Raw genomic sequence first — 16855 nt, 5'->3', positions numbered from 1 at the left:
GAAGATAGGCTCATTCTTGATCTAGCATTTCGAGTGCCGGGCGGCACGGCCTATCTTGAAGCGGTCGAAGGGAGTGTGGGTGTGGTTTGCGGCTCTACCCACGCACAATGCGGAATGAAGGAGAGTGGAGATGGAGATCTTTCGTGCAGGAACCAGGCCCTCGGCAGCAGGACCAGCCGACTGGTTCACGGGCAAGGTCCGGGTCGATCCGCAATTCAATCCCTCCGCGCCCGATCGGGTGCAGGGCGCCCATGTCACCTTCGATCCCGGTGCGCGCACCGCCTGGCACACGCATCCGCTGGGCCAGACCCTGATCGTCACCTTCGGTCGTGGCCGTGTGCAGCGGGAGGGTGGACCGATCGAGGAGATCCGGCCAGGCGACGTCGTCTGGTTCGCGCCGGACGAGAAACACTGGCATGGCGCCTCGCCGGACACGGGCATGAGTCACTACGCCGTCCAGGAAGTCCAGGAGGGCAAGGTTGTTACCTGGATGGAGCACGTCACCGACGCCGAATACGGCGCCTGAGTCCGAGAGAGGAACGCAGATGCAAACCCGCAGACTGGGCCGGGATGGCCCCGAGGTATCAGCCATCGGCTATGGCTGCATGGGCTTGAGCTACGGCTACGGTCCAGCGGTGGACATCGCTCATGGTATCAGCATGATTCGTGCCGCCCATGAGCAAGGCGTGACCTTCTTCGACACGGCCGAAGCCTATGGTCCCTTTGTCAACGAGGAACTGGTCGGCGAGGCGCTGGCACCGATCCGGGATCGCGTCGTCATCGCCACCAAGTTCGGCTTCCAGGATGGCGACGCCATGAAGGGACAGGATTCGCGACCCGAACGCATTCGCGAGGTCTGCGAGGCGGCGCTCGGGCGGTTGCGCACGGACCGCATCGATCTCTTCTATCAGCACCGGGTGGATGCGAACGTTCCGATCGAGGATGTCGCCGGCGCCGTCCGCGACCTGATCTCCGAAGGCAAGGTGCTGCATTTCGGCCTGTCCGAGGCCGGCCCCGATACGATCCGCCGCGCCCACGCCGTCCAGCCGGTTGCCGCGCTGCAAAGCGAATATTCGCTGTGGTGGCGCGAGCCCGAGGGCGAGATCCTGCCCCTGCTGGAGGAACTCGGCATCGGCTTCGTGCCGTTCAGCCCGCTCGGGAAGGGATTCCTGACCGGCGCCATCGATGCATCGACGGATTTCGGCGACAAGGATTACCGCTCCACCATTCCCCGCTTCTCGGAGGAAAACCGCGTTGCCAACCGCGCGCTGGTCGATGAGATCGGTCGGATCGCCGAGGCGAAGGGTGTCACGCGCGCGCAGATCGCGCTGGCCTGGCTATTGGCGCAACGCCCGTGGATCGTGCCGATTCCCGGCACGACCAGGTTGCACCGGCTGGAAGAAAATCTCGGTGCGGCAAAAGTTGCGCTGTCGCCTGCCGACCTTGCCCGCATCCGGACTGCTCTGGATGAGATCGAGATCGTCGGCGCTCGCTACAACGCTTTCGCCCAGGCGCGTGTCAATCGCTAACCAGGAGGAAACCTGCCATGTATGCTACCGTGATGCACGGCCCCGGCGATGTGCGTTATGAAGAGGTCGCGGACCCGAAGATCCTCAAGCCCACCGATGCCGTCATCAGGCTGTCGGCAACCTGCATCTGCGGCTCCGACCTCTGGCCCTGGCGCGGGTTGCAGCCGCAGGACGGTCCAGCCCATATGGGGCACGAATATTGCGGCGTTGTCGTCGAGGTGGGATCCGAGGTTCGCACTGTCAGGCCGGGCCAGTTCGTCGTCGGCTCCTTCTGCCTGTCGGACAATACCTGTCCGCATTGCGAGTTCGGCTTCCAGTCCTCCTGCATGCAGCGTGAGTTCATGACCGGCGCACAGGCACCTTACGCCCGCGTGCCGCTGGCCGACGGCACCCTTGTGCCCACCGAAGAGATGCCTGACCCGGAGATGGTCCCGCATATGCTCGCGGTCTCGGATGTGCTGGGCACCGGCTGGTATGGTGCTGTCGCTGCCAATGTGCGTGAGGGCGGCACGGTGGTCGTCGTTGGCGACGGTGCGGTGGGCCTCATGGGCGTGCTGGCCGCCAGTCAAATGGGTGCCGGTCGCATCATGGCCATGAGCCGTCACGACAGCCGCCAGAAACTTGCCCGCGAATTCGGCGCCACCGATATCGTCGAGGAACGCGGCGAGGACGGTATCGCCAGGATCATGGAACTGACGAATGGCGTCGGCGCGGAATCGGTGATCGAGGCCGTCGGCATGGAGCAATCCATGCAACAGGCGACGGGCGTGTGCCGACCAGGGGGGAGCATCGGCTTTGTCGGCGTGCCGCATGGTGTCGGTTTCGACGGCCAGCAACTGTTCTTCAACCAGCAGCGCATGCTCGGAGGCCCGGCTCCCGTCCGACGCTTCCTGCCCGATCTGATGGACCGCGTGTTGCAGGGCAGGATCCAGCCCGGCAAGGTCTTCGATCTGACCCTGCCCATCGCCGAGGTCGCCGAGGGCTACAAGGCCATGGATGAACGCCGCGCCATCAAGACCCTGTTGCAGGTGGAAGGCTGACCTGACCGGCATCGCTGTCATCTCCGGGAGCGATGCGTCAGGAGCGGCAGGGGGAAAACTGACCGGCGTTGACATTCTACGGGTCAGGCAACAACTTCGCCCTTTTCATTCAGGATCATCTGGCCGTCCTCCTTGAAAAGCGGCCCGATGGGCGGGCTATCGAGCAGCGGCAGAACGGATTCGGACGGACGGCACAGGCGTACGCCCCTGGGCGAGGCGACAATGGGGCGATTGACCAGGACCGGGTGAGCGACCATTGCATCAAGGAGAATGTCATCGCTCACGCCTGGTTCCATCAGGCCCAGATCTGCCGCTGGCGATTTCGTCTCGCGCAGCGCCTGCCGGGGGCTCAGGCCCGCAGCGGCAAAGAGCGCCAGAAGTTGCGGTCGGGTCCAGCCTTCCGACAGATAGTCGATCACGACGGGTTCGGCACCGGACGCGCGGATGATGGCAAGCACATTGCGTGATGTGCCGCAGTCGGGGTTGTGGTGAATGACGATCATGACTGGACTTCCGGAAAGCGGCTGCGCGTGCGGTTGGCAAAGGCCACCAGTGAAAGCATCACCGGCACTTCGACCAGCACACCGACGACGGTTGCCAGTGCCGCGCCGGAGTTCAGGCCGAAGAGGCTTATTGCCACCGCCACGGCCAGTTCGAAGAAGTTCGACGTGCCGATCATGGCACACGGAGCGGCGATACGGTGCGGAACGCCGAGGGCATAGGCCGCACCATAGGCGATCGCGAAGATCGCATAGCTCTGGATCAGGATCGGAATGGCGATCAGCGCGATGACGAACGGCCGGCCGAGGATCACATCGCCCTGCAGCGCGAACAGGATGGCCACCGTGGCGATCAGGCCGATGACAGACCATGGCTTGACACGTGCCGAGAACATGTCGATTGCAGGCTGAGTTCCCAACAGGCGCCGTGTCAGCAGCCCTGCCGCAAGCGGCAGCACGACGTACAGCACGGTCGCGAGGACCAGCGTCTGCCACGGCACTTCGATCTCTGTCACGCCCAGCAGCAACGCAACGATGGGCGCGAAGGCCCCCACCATGATCAGGTCGTTCACCGAAACCTGAACAAGCGTGTAGACCGCATCCCCGCGCGTCAGTTGCGACCAGACAAACACCATGGCGGTGCAGGGGGCGGCTCCCAGCAAAATCAGGCCGGCAATGTATTGCTGCGCATCTTCGGGAGCGATCCACCAGGCAAAGACATGATCGAAGAACAGAACCGCCAGCAGTGCCATGGTAAACGGCTTGATCAGCCAGTTGACTGCCAGCGTGATCAGCAGACCCCGCGGCTGGCGTGCAACTCCGGCCACGGCGCCGAAATCGACATTGACCATCATCGGATAGACCATGGCCCATATCAGGACCGCCACGACAAGGTTGATCGAGGCGATCTCGGCCTCTGCCACCGCTGCGACCAGACCCGGCGCAACCCGGCCGATCGCCAGTCCGGCGACCATCGCCAGCGCGACCCACAGAGTCAGCCAGCGCTCGAACATGCCCATGACACTCGTCTCAACATCGATTGCATCGGTCATCGTCGATCCTCTGAAGCGGGGTTCGGGAGCATGGTCTCTCTCTTCGCTCCGGCTGAAAGACTGTTCGTTCCCGAAAAGCGCGGTGTCGGTCCGTAACGCGTGTATTCGGGACTGCGTCAGCCGGGATCGATCGGGGCGAGTTCCCGGTGCACAGATGGGAAACATCATGGATGGGGTGTGCCATGGCAGTTCTCAGCAATTGCAGGCAATCTGGTCGAGAACCGGTTGACACAATTCGGGGCGGCCGCCGCAGCAATCCTGCATCAGGAAGGCAAGCAGTCCGCGCATCGTCTCCATCTCGGCAAAATAGCGTATCGAGCGGCCCTCACGCACCGCGCGCAGCAGACCCGCCGTGCTGAGAACGGTGAGATTGTTCGACAGCGTGTTGGCCCTGATATCCAGCGTCGCCGCAATTTCACCGGCGGCCATTCCTTCGGGACCGGCCCGGATCAACAGCCGAAAGACATCCAGCCGGATATCATGGGCGAGGGCGGACAGAGAGGCGATTGCGCAATTCTTTTCCATATTTCATGATTTATAGAATTAATGGATGATTGGCAAGACCCGACCGCATCCAACGGCGGCCGCATCGGCCCGGTACGTTCCATCAGCGGCGGCATGACGTCGAACATGGTTCGAATATATGCCTACTTTACGCGCATATGTTTCAAGATAGATTAAAAATTAGGCAGTCATGTTCCCATTCTGTCCGAAAACATCGAACTGAAGCGGGATGGCACGGCAATTGCTTCCCGGTGATCGAGGACTTCCGGTCACCGAAGGAAAGAAACATGGCTCTGAAGAGGATCTTCGCCGCAAGTGTGGGCATGCTGCTCGGCACTTCCGCGATCGCTGGGGCGCAGGAGGATACGATCAAGGTCGGTATCCTGCATTCACTTTCCGGCACCATGGCCATCAGCGAGACGACGCTCAAGGACGTGATGCTGATGCTGATCGAGGAGCAGAATGCCAAGGGCGGGTTGCTCGGCAAGCAGATCGAAGCCGTGGTCGTCGATCCGGCATCGGACTGGCCGCTCTTTGCCGAAAAGGCACGCGAACTGCTTGAAGTGGAGAAGGTTGCCGCGGTGTTCGGTTGCTGGACGTCGGTATCCCGCAAGTCGGTCCTGCCGGTTTTCGAGGAACTTGACGGAATGTTGTTCTATCCCGTCCAGTACGAAGGCGAAGAGAGCAGCCGCAATGTCTTCTACACGGGTGCGGCGCCCAACCAGCAGGCCATACCGGCCGTCGACTATCTCATGAATGAGGAAGGGGTCGAGCGCTGGATCCTGGCCGGTACCGACTATGTCTATCCGCGCACCACCAACAAGATTCTGGAGCAGTACCTCAAGGACAAGGGGGTGGCCGAAGACGACATCATGATCAATTACACACCCTTCGGTCATTCCGACTGGCAGACCATCGTCTCCGACATCAAGACCTTCGGCTCGGCCGGCAAGAAGACGGCTGTGGTCTCGACCATCAATGGCGATGCCAACGTTCCCTTCTACAAGGAACTGGGCAATCAGGGCATCCGGGCCGAGGATATCCCGGTCGTCGCCTTTTCGGTCGGCGAAGAGGAACTCGCCGGCATCGATACTGCCCCACTGGTCGGACATCTTGCCGCGTGGAACTACTTCATGTCGGTCGATACGCCCGAAAATGCCGAATTCATCGAGTACTGGCACAAGTTCATCGGCAGTAACGATCGTGTCACCAACGATCCGATGGAAGCACACTACATCGGCTTCAACATGTGGGTCCATGCAGTCGAGCAGGCCGGGACCGTTGATGTCGATGCCGTACGCCAGGCCATGTATGGCCAGCAGGTACCCAATCTGACCGGTGGCATCGCCGTGATGAACACCAATCACCACCTTTCCAAGCCCGTGCTGATCGGAGAGATCCAGGATGACGGTCAGTTCGAGACCGTCTGGGAGACCGAAGGCGTCGTCAAGGGCGATGCATGGTCGGACTTCATCCCCGAGAGTGCAAAGCTCACTGCGGACTGGACATGGCCGTGGGTCTGCGGTGGCTGCGAAACCCCGACCTACCAGTAGGCTCGATCGGTCACGATCGCCACTGGTTGAACGGCTTGCGGCCCGAAGGGAGGCGGCGTCCCACCCTCCCAGGATACCCCTTCGTTCGGGCCGCTCCCCCTTTTACGGAAACACGATGATCTTACGAATGATATCCCTGCTGTTCGCCCTTGTGGCGTTGCCGGCCATGGCCCAGGAACCCGATATCACGGTCAAGGTCAGGGCCCTTGCAGAAGGCAGCTACAGCGACAAGGTCGGGGCCGTAAAAGCGCTTGCCGCAACCGGCCATCGGGGTGTGGCCGAAATCCTTCGTCGGATGCGCTCGGGCGAACTCTATCTGCAGCCGGCTCATGACCGCATCGTCTTCGCTTCGGGAAAGGATGACGGCTACGCCATCGAGGATGTCATCAGCGGGGCCGATCTGGGCAATACCGGATCGGGAGAACTCGAAAAGATCAAGGTCAACAACCGATTGCGTCGCGCCATTGACGAGGCGATGAGCGCATTGACCCTGCAAAGCCCCGACCCGGTCGTGCGCATGGCGGCCGCGAGGAACCTCTTTGGCAGCGCCGGCTCCGGGGAATTGCCTGCGCTGGAGCAGGCCATCGCCGCCGAGCGCAATCCTGACATCAAGACTGCATTCGAGGCCGCGCGTGCTGCAGCCCTGCTGCGCGATCCTCAGGCGCCGGAAGATGCGCGAATGGAAGCGGTCGCTACCGTGGCCGGCATGGGCACACTGGATGCCAATGCGCTCTTTTCAGGCGTCGGCAATGGCGAGGGGCCGGTTGCCGCTGCCGCTGCCGAAGCCGTGGCCTCAGTCCAGCGCGAGATCGCCCTGTGGGATGCCGGGCAGAACATTGCCTTCGGGCTGTCGCTCGGTTCCGTGCTGTTGCTTGCCGCCATCGGTCTTGCCATTACCTTCGGCGTGATGGGCGTCATCAACCTCGCCCATGGCGAGATGGTGATGCTTGGTGCCTATACCACCTTTGTTGTTCAGGAATTCATTCGCAGTACGTTTCCCGGCCTGTTCGACTGGTCGCTCTTCATCGCCATTCCGCTGGCCTTCCTTGTCGCCGGTCTCACCGGTATCGCCATCGAACGCTGCATCATCCGCTGGCTCTACGGCCGACCGCTGGAGACATTGCTTGCCACCTGGGGCATCTCGATCATTCTCCAGCAGGCGGTACGCTCGATCTTCGGTCCAACCAATCGCGAGGTCGGCAATCCGTCCTGGATGAGCGGTTCGATCGAACTCGGCCAGATCATGCTCACATGGAATCGCATCTGGATCTTCGTATTTGCTCTCCTGGTCTTCGCCGGGCTCATGTTTCTGCTCAAGAAGACCCGTTTCGGCCTGTTCTCGCGCGCCGTTACCCAGAACCGCGACATGGCATCGGCTATGGGTATCCGCACCGGCTGGATCGACGCTCTCACGTTCGGTCTGGGTTCCGGCATCGCCGGTCTTGCCGGGGTGGCGCTGTCCCAGATCGACAATGTCAGTCCCAATCTCGGCCAGGGCTACATCATCGACAGCTTTCTCGTCGTCGTGTTCGGTGGGGTCGGCAATCTGTGGGGCGCGCTCACGGGTGCGATGAGCATCGGTATCCTGAACAAGTTCCTCGAACCCTATGCCGGCGCCGTGCTTGGCAAGATCCTGGTGCTGGTCCTGATCATCCTGTTCATCCAGAAGCGCCCCCGGGGTCTGTTCGCCCAGCGTGGCCGCGCGGTGGAGGCATGACATGCTGCTGACCCGTCATCTCAATACCGGCGGCTGGATCTTTGTTTTCGCGCTTGCCGCGATCGCCCTTGCGGTGCCCTACGCGAGCCTTGAACTGCCGGCATCGCACCCCTGGCATCTCGAAAGCTATCAGGTCACACTTTGGGGGAAATATCTCACCTATGGCCTTCTCGCATTATCGATCGATCTCATCTGGGGATATGCAGGCATACTATCGCTGGGCCATGGTGCCTTCTTCGCGCTGGGAGGATACATGATGGGCATGTATCTGATGCGCCAGATCGGCGACCGTGGCGTCTATGGCAATACGGATCTCCCGGATTTCATGGTTTTCCTCAACTGGCAGGAACTGCCCTGGTACTGGCATGGATTCGACCAGTTCGCCTTTGCCGCCCTGATGGTGTTGCTGGTGCCGGGACTGCTGGCCTACGTCTTCGCCTATTTCGCCTTCAAGAGCCGGGTGACAGGCGTCTATTTTTCGATCATCACCCAAGCCATGACCTTTGCCCTGCTGCTCGCCTTCTTCCGCAATGACATGGGTTTTGGCGGGAATAACGGCCTGACCGATTTCAAGGATATTCTGGGCTATTCGATCCAGGCGCCGCAAACCCGCGCAGCACTTTTCGCCGCCTCGGCGATTGCGCTGGCGCTGGGATACATGGCAGCGCGGGCTATCGTCGGCTCCAAGCTGGGCCGGGTCCTGATCGCCATCCGCGATGGTGAGAGTCGTACCCGGTTCCTCGGCTATCATGCAGATCGTTACAAGGTGTTCGTCTTCACGGTCTCGGCCCTGATGGCAAGCGTTGCCGGCGCCCTTTACGTTCCACAGGTGGGGATCATAAATCCCGGGGAGTTCTCGCCCGCCAATTCGATCGAGATTGTCATCTGGGCGGCGGTCGGCGGTCGTGGCACCTTGATCGGCCCGGTGATCGGTGCGGGGGTGGTCAACGCCGCCAAGAGCTGGTTCACCATCCAGTATCCCGAAATGTGGCTGTATGCCCTGGGTTTCCTGTTCATTGCCGTGACCCTTTTCTTCCCCAGAGGTATCGCCGGTGGTTTTGCTTCCCTGCTCGCGTGGATGCGGGAGACACGACCCGGTTACGAGGAAGAGGAGAAGGCCCGCATGCGCGAGGCGGCGCTGAACCGATGAACGGCAATGGCAGAAATTCCCTCCATATCCTCTATATCGAGGGTGTGACCAAGAGCTTCGATGGCTTCAAAGCCCTGAACGACCTCAACTTCTACATTGAGCGGGGTGAGTTGCGCGCGGTCATCGGCCCCAATGGAGCCGGCAAGACCACGATGATGGATGTGATTACCGGCAAGGTCCGCCCTGATACCGGCCGGGTCGAATATGACGGCCGCGTCGACCTGACACGGCACGACGAGGCGCAGATTGCCGAACTCGGCATCGGCCGCAAGTTTCAGAAACCGACAGTGTTCGAGAACCATACCGTCTGGGATAATCTCGACTTGGCCATGGCTGGCGACAGGCGGCCTTTCCTCGGTCTTTGGCAACGCCTGAGTCGCACTGACCGCGACATGCTGGAGGAAACCTTGGCGATCATCGGTCTTGAAGCCCGCGCTTTCGACCCGGCCGGCAGCCTCAGCCATGGCCAGAAGCAATGGCTGGAGATCGGCATGCTGCTGTGCCAGGCGCCCAAGCTCATGCTGGTCGACGAGCCGGCCGCCGGAATGACCGATGCGGAGACGGAGCACACGGCCGAGCTTTTGAGATCCCTTGCCGGAAAGCATGCCGTGGTCGTGGTCGAGCACGACATGGCTTTCGTGCGCGCCCTGGACTGCCGGGTGACCGTCCTGCACGAGGGGGCGGCCATCGCCGAAGGCTCCATCGACAGCGTCAGCGCGAACCGGCGCGTCATAGAAGTCTATCTGGGGCGCTGAAAGATGCTGGAAGTCGAAGCCGTCGACCTGTTTTACGGTGCCGCCCAGGTCCTCAGGAAGGTGTCATTTACCGCTGATCCCGGTCAGGTGACCTGCGTGATGGGACGTAACGGGGTCGGCAAGACCAGCCTGATGCGTGCCATCGTCGGCCTGGAATCGATCCGCAACGGCGAGATCATGCTGGCCGACGAGCCGATCCGGAAGCTGCGCCCGGCCGAACGGGCGCGTCGCGGAATAGGGTTCGTGCCTCAGGGGCGCGAGATCTTTCCACTGCTGACCGTCAAGGAAAATCTCGAAACCGGCTATGCGCCGCTCGCGCGCTCGGAGCAGACCATTCCCGATGAGATCTTCGGGCTCTTTCCGGTGCTCAAGGACATGCTGGCCCGGCGTGGCGGCGACCTTTCGGGTGGCCAGCAACAGCAGCTCGCCATTGCCCGCGCCCTGATCACCCGCCCCAGGGTCCTGATTCTCGACGAGCCCACCGAGGGCATCCAGCCGTCGATCATCAAGGACATCGGCATGGTTATCGCGGGCCTGCGTGATCGGGGTGACATGACGATCGTGCTGGTCGAGCAGTATTTCGAATTTGCCCGCGACCTCGCTGACCGTTTCATTGTTCTCGACCGTGGAGAGGTGGTGGCGAAGGGAACGCGTGCGGAGATGAATGAAGCCGATGTCCGCCAGCATCTCACCGTCTAGGCTTCAGCGTTCGCAGGGGCGGGCGGAACTCGCCTTCAAGCGCCGCGGACCTGCGACTGTTCTCGACCGTCTGCAGCAGCAGGGATGCGCCAGGATCCGCCTGCCGGACGTGCATAATCCGGGCTGTCCCGAAGCCGTGTTGCTCAATACCGCTGGCGGTCTTACCGGCGGCGATCGCTTCGAATTCTCCTGCCATTGGGGCGAAGGGACTGCGGCTACGGTCGCCACGCAGGCGGCCGAGCGCATCTACAGGTCGTCGGGTGGTACTGCGCATGTCGCCAATCGCCTGACCATTGCAGAGGCTGCCAGCGCGCACTGGTTGCCTCAGGAGACCATTCTCTTCGATGGCGGGGCGATCGAGCGGCAGTTCGAGGCCGATCTTGCCGCCGATGCCCGCCTCGTCGCGGTCGAGAGCTGGATGATTGGCCGTCATGCCATGGGCGAGACAGTACGGAGCGCCCGCATCCGCGAACATTGGCGGATCCGACGGGAAGGCAAGCTGGTCTTCGCCGATACATTCAGGCTGGATGGCAATCTGCAGGCATTGCTGGAGCGGCCGGCGGTGGCACAGGGGCGAACCTGTTTCGCGACGGTTCTGGTCGCATGTCGCGGCGCTGCAAAACTGTCGGACGTTGTTCGTCCCCATGCGTCGTGCAGCGTTCTTGGCGACATGCTGGTCGGACGTCTTCTGGCCATGGATATCGCCGATTTGCGCAGGCGACTGCAGGAATTCATGATGTTGCTGGAGCTGCGCGTGCCGAGGGTATGGGCATGCTGAACATGGCCGGAACAGGCTTTGCGGTTCTTTCATGCCCGCTATCGCCGCCTCGCTGCTCGCTGATCTCGCAAGGAATGAAGGAGGACAGCCTTGAACCTTACACCGCGTGAGAAAGACAAGCTTCTGGTCGCCATGGCGGCAATGGTCGCGCGCCGGCGGCTGGAGCGCGGTGTCAAACTTAACCACCCTGAGGCCATCGCCCTCATCACCGATTTCGTTGTCGAGGGTGCGCGCGATGGTCGAACGGTTGCCGAGCTCATGGCAACCGGAGCGCATGTCCTTACCCGCGCGCAGGTGATGGAGGGCGTGGCGGAGATGATCCATGACGTCCAGGTCGAAGCCACTTTCCCGGATGGCACCAAGCTTGTCACTGTCCACGAACCGATCCGCTAGAAAGCCCGCAATGCCATGAAGAAGCATGCTTCACTCCTCCCTGCATTTTCATGGAAGCCAAACGCTGTTCATCGCGGCGAGGTACAAAAACTCCTTGTGAAGACGTCCGCCCGCAGGCGCGGAATGGCCCGGGCACTGATGACCCTGCTGGAGTGCAAGGTGCTCGACATGAACAGGACGCTGCTGCTGCTCGATACCGAGACCGGCTCCGCGGCCTGCGCACCCTACGAAACTATGGGCTGGCAACTGGTCGGCATAGTTCCCGGCCATGCCTACCAGCCGCATGGCGGCCTCGGTGACACCACGTTCTATTACAAGCAACTGGGAGGTGCCACGTGATCCCCGGCGAAGTCGTTACGGCCAAGGGCAACATCGTTCTCAACGAGAGACAGCCCATTATCATCATCAAGGTCGCCAATTCCGGCGATCGCCCGATACAGGTTGGCTCGCACTACCATTTCTTTGAGGCCAATCCGGCGCTTGCCTTCGATCGTGATGCCGCTCGCGGCCGCAGACTCGACATTCCCGCCGGCACGGCGGTGCGCTTCGAACCGGGCCAGAGCCGGGAAGTTACGCTCGTACCTCTTCGCGGTGAGCGCAAAGTCTTTGGATTCAACGGGAAAGTCATGGGGAAACTGGACTGATGGCCTATTCGATCAGTCGCGCAGCCTATGCTGACATGTACGGTCCGACAGTCGGCGACAAGATCCGCCTTGCCGATACCGAACTCTTCGCCGAAGTCGAAGAGGATCGCACGATCTATGGCGAGGAAATCAAGTTCGGTGGCGGCAAGGTGATCCGCGATGGCATGGGCCAAAGTCAGATCACCCGTGCCGACGGTGCCGTCGACACTGTCATTACCAATGCGCTCATCATCGACCATTGGGGCATCGTCAAGGCCGATGTCGGCATCAGGGACGGCCGCATCGCCGGGATCGGCAAGGGCGGGAATCCGGATATCCAGCCCGGCGTCGATATCATTGTCGGTCCCTCGACCGAAGTGATCGCCGGCGAAGGCAAGATCCTCACCGCCGGTGGCTTTGATGCCCATCTCCACTTCATCTGTCCGCAACAGATCGATGAAGCCCTTTACTCGGGCGTCACCACCATGCTCGGTGGAGGCACCGGCCCTGCCACCGGTACCAATGCCACAACCTGTACGCCCGGCTCATGGCATATCGGTCGCATGCTCCAGGCCGCCGAGAGCTTCCCGATGAATCTGGCCTTTTCGGGAAAGGGCAACGCCTCGACGCCGAGGGCGCTCGAAGAGCAAATTCTGGCCGGCGCGTGTGCGCTCAAGCTGCACGAGGACTGGGGGACCACTCCCGCTGCCATCGACTGCTGTCTGGCCGTTGCCGACGACTACGACATACAGGTCATGATCCATACCGACACGCTCAACGAATCGGGCTTCGTCGAAAACACCACGGCCGCCTTCAAGGGGCGCACCATTCACGCTTTCCATACCGAAGGCGCCGGCGGCGGCCATGCTCCCGACATCATCAGGGTCTGTGGCGAAGCCAATGTGCTTCCTTCATCGACCAACCCGACGAGACCCTACACGAAGAACACCATTGATGAGCATCTCGACATGCTCATGGTCTGCCATCATCTCGATTCGAACATTCCCGAAGACGTTGCCTTCGCCGAAAGCCGCATCCGCAAGGAAACCATTGCGGCCGAAGACATCCTTCACGACATGGGGGCCTTCTCGATCATTGCATCGGATAGTCAGGCCATGGGCCGTGTCGGAGAGGTCCTCATCCGCACCTGGCAGACTGCCGACAAGATGAAACGTCAGCGTGGCATGCTGCCGGAAGAAACCGGGGCGAACGACAACGTTCGTATCAAGAGGTATATCGCCAAGTATACCATCAATCCCGCCATTGCACATGGCATGTCCACCCACGTCGGTTCGGTTGAAAAGGGCAAGCTCGCCGACCTCGTTCTGTGGTCGCCTGCCTTCTTCGGCGTCAAGCCCGACCTTGTCATCAAGATGGGCACTATCGTTGCGGCGCCCATGGGCGATCCCAACGCTTCCATTCCCACCCCTCAACCGGCTCACTACCGGCCGATGTTCGGTGCTTTCGGCAAGGCCATGAATGCCAGCGCCGTCCACTTCGTCTCAATGGCCAGCCTGCAGGACGGCGTCGGAAAGCGTCTGGGTCTCGAACGCATGCTCCTGCCGGTCGAGAATACCCGCGGCGGGATCTCCAAGGCTTCGATGGTACACAATGCCAGGACACCGGAAATCGAGGTTCATCCCGAAACCTACGAAGTTCGAGCCGATGGGGAACTTCTCACCTGCGAGCCGGCGGATGTGCTGCCCATGGCCCAAAGGTACTTCCTGTTCTGACGGGACCGGAACAGTTGAAATGCGAAGGTCCGAAGCCTGCTCGTCACTTCTTCACTTTTTCTTTCCCAGTGTATCCCTGTTTCACAATAGCGTGATATAGCCTGCGGACATGTGCTCATGAAAACATGGATAACCAGAGAAACCGGGGCGACGGTTCTGAGATCCGCGACATGATTCGTGTTGCGGTCATTCTTCCTGATGCCATTGGTGCCGCGGACACGGTCATCCTTGACCTCGAAGCCCGCCGCAAGCGCAGGCACGTTGTCGAGACCGTGATGGGCGAGTGTATCCTCATCGATTTGTCCGAGGCACCGAACCTCAGGGACGGCAATGGCCTGCAACTGGAGGACGGGCGTCTTGTCGAGGTGAGGGCCGTGCCTGAGGAGCTTGTGGAGATTGCAAGCGGGGATCCGTTGCGTATCGCCTGGCACCTGGGAAACCGGCACGTGCCTACCCAGATCCTCGGCGAAAGAATGCGCATTCGCGCGGATCATGTCATCGAGCGCATGCTTCGGGGCCTGGGGTGCGAGCTCCGAAATGTGACCGCTCCCTTCGAACCGGAAGGCGGCGCCTACGCACACCACCATCGGCATGACTGACGTCGCGCTCTTGCGCCTCATGATGTGGCTTTCTCCAGCGTTCCCGGTGGGCGCCTATACCTACAGTCACGGACTCGAAGCTGCGATCGATCAGGGCTGGGTCAGTGACCGTGTCAGCTTGCATGCCTGGCTGACCGATCTTCTGGAGCATGGAACGCCGCGCAATGACGCCATCTTCATCAAGACGGTCTTCGATGGTCATGACATCGCCGGACTTGACGAACTGGCCCGTGCTTTCCAGACCACTGCGGAACTCCGGGCGGAAAGCCTCGGCCAGGGCAAGGCGTTCATGCGTGCGGTCCGGCAGGTCTGGCCCGATCCCGTGTTCGACCCGCATCCCGAACTCGTTTATCCCGTCGCCGTCGGCCTTGCCGCCCGCCAGGCCCGCATAGGTCTTCTCCATACCGTTCAGGCCTATCTCCATGCCTTTGTCGCCAACCTTGTCTCCGCGGGCGTGCGCATGATTCCCCTGGGGCAAACGGACGGTCTGATCGTTTGCGCTGCCTTCGAAAGCCGCATTCTGGAACTTGCCCAAGCCTTCATGTCATGCAGCCTCGACGATCTTGGCAGTTGCGTGATGATGAGCGACCTTGCCTCCATGCTCCATGAAACCCAGCACACCAGGTTATTCAGATCATGACGAAGAGCCCCAACGGCCCGTTGCGTGTCGGCATCGGAGGTCCTGTCGGCACCGGCAAGACGGCACTCGCGGATGCGCTCTGCAAATCGATGCGCGCGGATTATGAGATCGCCGTCGTCACCAACGACATCTATACGCGGGAAGATGCGCAGTTCCTCACCCGCTCCGGCGCACTTTCCCCGGATCGCATCATCGGCGTCGAGACCGGCGGATGCCCGCACACCGCCATCCGCGAGGATGCATCGATGAATCTCGCTGCGATTGATGAACTCAACGAACGTTTCCCGAATCTCGACCTTGTCATTGTCGAATCCGGTGGTGACAATCTTGCGGCGACCTTTTCACCCGAACTCGCCGATCTGACCATCTATGTCATCGACGTCTCGGCGGGAGATAAAATCCCTAGAAAAGGTGGTCCCGGTATCACCGCCTCCGACCTGCTCGTCATCAACAAGATAGATCTCGCCCACATGGTCGGTGCCTCGCTTGAAGTCATGAAGCGGGACAGCTCGAAGATGCGCGGTGAACGTCCGTTCGTGTTCACCAATATCAGGACCGGCGAGGGAGTGGCGAAGATCCGCCGATTCATTGAGGAACGGGGTAGTCTGAACTGGAGCGAAGCCGAATCAGGCTGAGCGATATCGCGGATGCCGGAAGTCAGCGCCGATAGCACGGCTGTGAACCGTTAGTTACCGGGCGGGGCATTGCCGCCGCCGTCGGGTCAGGTCTTGTTCGCGAGGGCTTCCATCCAGAGTGGATGCGCGAAAGCTGCCACGTGGACCTCGGGACTGTAATACCGCAGGCCCTTGGGGATCGGGCGGCCCATCAGCGTGTCGACTCGCACCTTGCGGCGGGTCGTATCGTCCGAGGCCCACCCCAGAGCCATCATGCCGCCCACATAGGTAGGTACGCAGGTCAGATAGAAAGAGACATCACCGAAGCCGGCGGCGCGCTGGCGGTGTTGGGTCATGCCGAGTTCATCCGGCTGCACCGACGGCACGCCGCATTGCGTGATGAGGATGCCGCCATCGTTCAGCTTGCGTCGGCAATCCTCGTAGAATGACTGGGTGAACAGCGCTGCGCCCGGACCGTGCGGATCGGTGGAATCGACTATGATGGTATCGAACTTCTCGTCGTCCATCGCCATGTAGACCGCGGCGTCGCCGAAACGCAGTTCGAGCCTCGGGTCGTCGAATGAACCATTGGAAAGGCCGGGAAGATGCTTCTTGCAGAACTCGATGACACCGGGATCGAGTTCCGCCATGACGACGCGATTGATCGATTCGTGCTTGACCACTTCGCGCAGGGTTCCGCCATCTCCGCCACCAACGATACACACGCTGCGCGCACGGCCATGGGCGATCAACGAGGGATGCACCAGCATCTCGTGATAGGCCCACTCGTCGCCGGTGGTCGTCTGCACCACTCCGTCGAGAGCCAGCACCGTGCCCCAGGCCGAACTGCGAAAGACAACGAGATCCTGATGTTCGGTGCGCTCCTGATAGAGGACCGCCTCGATCCCGAGGCGCTGCTGCCAGCTTGGATACAAGGTCTCGGTAAACCACTCCATGGTCCTGACGCTCCCGTTGA

At 61.2% G+C, this 16855-nt stretch carries 20 protein-coding genes; 16 read left to right on the top strand and 4 right to left on the bottom strand.

Translation table 11 applies throughout. The features are described 5' to 3' along the window. The first annotated feature begins 130 nt into the window (after window positions 1–130). Genes H6851_02620 through H6851_02610 form a run of 3 tightly spaced genes read left to right on the top strand, consistent with a single transcriptional unit; the run spans window position 131 to window position 2569 of the window. On the top strand, window positions 131–526 hold the full coding sequence (locus H6851_02620; protein ID MCB9942506.1) for a cupin domain-containing protein: 396 nt from the start codon (window positions 131–133) through the stop codon (window positions 524–526). A 19-nt stretch (window positions 527–545) separates the two neighbouring features. Beyond that, window positions 546–1529 carry an aldo/keto reductase gene (locus H6851_02615; protein ID MCB9942505.1) on the top strand — a complete coding sequence of 328 codons (984 nt, stop codon included), beginning with the start codon at window positions 546–548 and terminating at the stop codon, window positions 1527–1529. A 17-nt stretch (window positions 1530–1546) separates the two neighbouring features. After that, complete coding sequence (locus H6851_02610; protein ID MCB9942504.1) at window positions 1547–2569, top strand: zinc-dependent alcohol dehydrogenase family protein; 1023 nt, start codon at window positions 1547–1549, stop codon at window positions 2567–2569. 83 nt (window positions 2570–2652) lie between these two features. Here H6851_02610 and arsC read toward each other — a convergent pair whose 3' ends face one another. From arsC to H6851_02595, 3 genes are all read right to left on the bottom strand, one after another. Further along, the gene (gene arsC / locus H6851_02605; protein MCB9942503.1) at window positions 2653–3072 is read right to left on the bottom strand and encodes an arsenate reductase (glutaredoxin); all 420 of its coding nucleotides are present in this window, start codon (window positions 3070–3072) and stop codon (window positions 2653–2655) included. Then, window positions 3069–4088: an ACR3 family arsenite efflux transporter gene (arsB, locus tag H6851_02600; protein ID MCB9942502.1), complete on the bottom strand. Its 1020-nt coding sequence runs from the start codon at window positions 4086–4088 to the stop codon at window positions 3069–3071. The genes arsC and arsB overlap by 4 nt, the downstream gene beginning before the upstream one ends. 225 nt (window positions 4089–4313) lie before the next feature. Then, on the bottom strand, window positions 4314–4646 hold the full coding sequence (locus H6851_02595; protein ID MCB9942501.1) for a helix-turn-helix transcriptional regulator: 333 nt from the start codon (window positions 4644–4646) through the stop codon (window positions 4314–4316). Between the two features lie 266 nt (window positions 4647–4912). Between H6851_02595 and urtA the strand changes: the two genes are divergently transcribed. The 13 genes from urtA to ureG all read left to right on the top strand — a co-directional run bounded on the left by urtA (window position 4913) and on the right by ureG (window position 15900). Further along, window positions 4913–6178 (top strand): urea ABC transporter substrate-binding protein, encoded by a 1266-nt coding sequence (gene urtA / locus H6851_02590; protein ID MCB9942500.1) that lies wholly within the window; start codon window positions 4913–4915, stop codon window positions 6176–6178. Window positions 6179–6293: 115 nt separating this feature from the next. Beyond that, window positions 6294–7895: an urea ABC transporter permease subunit UrtB gene (gene urtB / locus H6851_02585; protein MCB9942499.1), complete on the top strand. Its 1602-nt coding sequence runs from the start codon at window positions 6294–6296 to the stop codon at window positions 7893–7895. A gap of 1 nt (window position 7896) precedes the next feature. Then, on the top strand, window positions 7897–9045 hold the full coding sequence (urtC, locus tag H6851_02580) for an urea ABC transporter permease subunit UrtC (protein ID MCB9942498.1): 1149 nt from the start codon (window positions 7897–7899) through the stop codon (window positions 9043–9045). Beyond that, window positions 9042–9800, top strand: a complete 759-nt coding sequence (gene urtD, locus H6851_02575; GenBank protein ID MCB9942497.1) for an urea ABC transporter ATP-binding protein UrtD — start codon at window positions 9042–9044, stop codon at window positions 9798–9800. Before urtC ends, urtD begins: the two co-directional genes overlap by 4 nt. Before the next feature lie 3 nt (window positions 9801–9803). Then, window positions 9804–10499 (top strand): urea ABC transporter ATP-binding subunit UrtE, encoded by a 696-nt coding sequence (gene urtE / locus H6851_02570; GenBank protein ID MCB9942496.1) that lies wholly within the window; start codon window positions 9804–9806, stop codon window positions 10497–10499. Further along, on the top strand, window positions 10465–11277 hold the full coding sequence (locus tag H6851_02565) for an urease accessory protein UreD (protein ID MCB9942495.1): 813 nt from the start codon (window positions 10465–10467) through the stop codon (window positions 11275–11277). Before urtE ends, H6851_02565 begins: the two co-directional genes overlap by 35 nt. Before the next feature lie 90 nt (window positions 11278–11367). Then, on the top strand, window positions 11368–11670 hold the full coding sequence (locus H6851_02560; GenBank protein ID MCB9942494.1) for an urease subunit gamma: 303 nt from the start codon (window positions 11368–11370) through the stop codon (window positions 11668–11670). A 96-nt stretch (window positions 11671–11766) separates the two neighbouring features. After that, window positions 11767–12009 carry a hypothetical protein gene (locus H6851_02555; protein ID MCB9942493.1) on the top strand — a complete coding sequence of 81 codons (243 nt, stop codon included), beginning with the start codon at window positions 11767–11769 and terminating at the stop codon, window positions 12007–12009. Continuing rightward, a complete protein-coding gene (locus tag H6851_02550) occupies window positions 12006–12314 on the top strand; it encodes an urease subunit beta (protein MCB9942492.1) in 309 nt (102 codons plus the stop codon). The genes H6851_02555 and H6851_02550 overlap by 4 nt, the downstream gene beginning before the upstream one ends. Beyond that, window positions 12314–14026 carry an urease subunit alpha gene (gene ureC, locus H6851_02545; protein MCB9942491.1) on the top strand — a complete coding sequence of 571 codons (1713 nt, stop codon included), beginning with the start codon at window positions 12314–12316 and terminating at the stop codon, window positions 14024–14026. Before H6851_02550 ends, ureC begins: the two co-directional genes overlap by 1 nt. A 170-nt stretch (window positions 14027–14196) precedes the next feature. Beyond that, on the top strand, window positions 14197–14625 hold the full coding sequence (locus H6851_02540) for an urease accessory protein UreE (protein MCB9942490.1): 429 nt from the start codon (window positions 14197–14199) through the stop codon (window positions 14623–14625). Beyond that, window positions 14618–15265: an urease accessory protein UreF gene (locus tag H6851_02535; protein ID MCB9942489.1), complete on the top strand. Its 648-nt coding sequence runs from the start codon at window positions 14618–14620 to the stop codon at window positions 15263–15265. Before H6851_02540 ends, H6851_02535 begins: the two co-directional genes overlap by 8 nt. Next, entirely contained in the window at window positions 15262–15900 is a 639-nt protein-coding gene (gene ureG, locus H6851_02530) for an urease accessory protein UreG (GenBank protein MCB9942488.1), read from the top strand. Before H6851_02535 ends, ureG begins: the two co-directional genes overlap by 4 nt. 86 nt (window positions 15901–15986) lie before the next feature. On the opposite strand, the gene speE is transcribed toward ureG, so the two are convergent. Continuing rightward, window positions 15987–16835 carry a polyamine aminopropyltransferase gene (gene speE / locus H6851_02525; protein MCB9942487.1) on the bottom strand — a complete coding sequence of 283 codons (849 nt, stop codon included), beginning with the start codon at window positions 16833–16835 and terminating at the stop codon, window positions 15987–15989. Window positions 16836–16855 lie beyond the last annotated feature (20 nt).

This window comes from Geminicoccaceae bacterium, assembly GCA_020638465.1.
Classification (GTDB): domain Bacteria; phylum Pseudomonadota; class Alphaproteobacteria; order Geminicoccales; family Geminicoccaceae; genus JAGREO01.
This window is presented reverse-complemented; position numbering and strand designations above follow the sequence as displayed.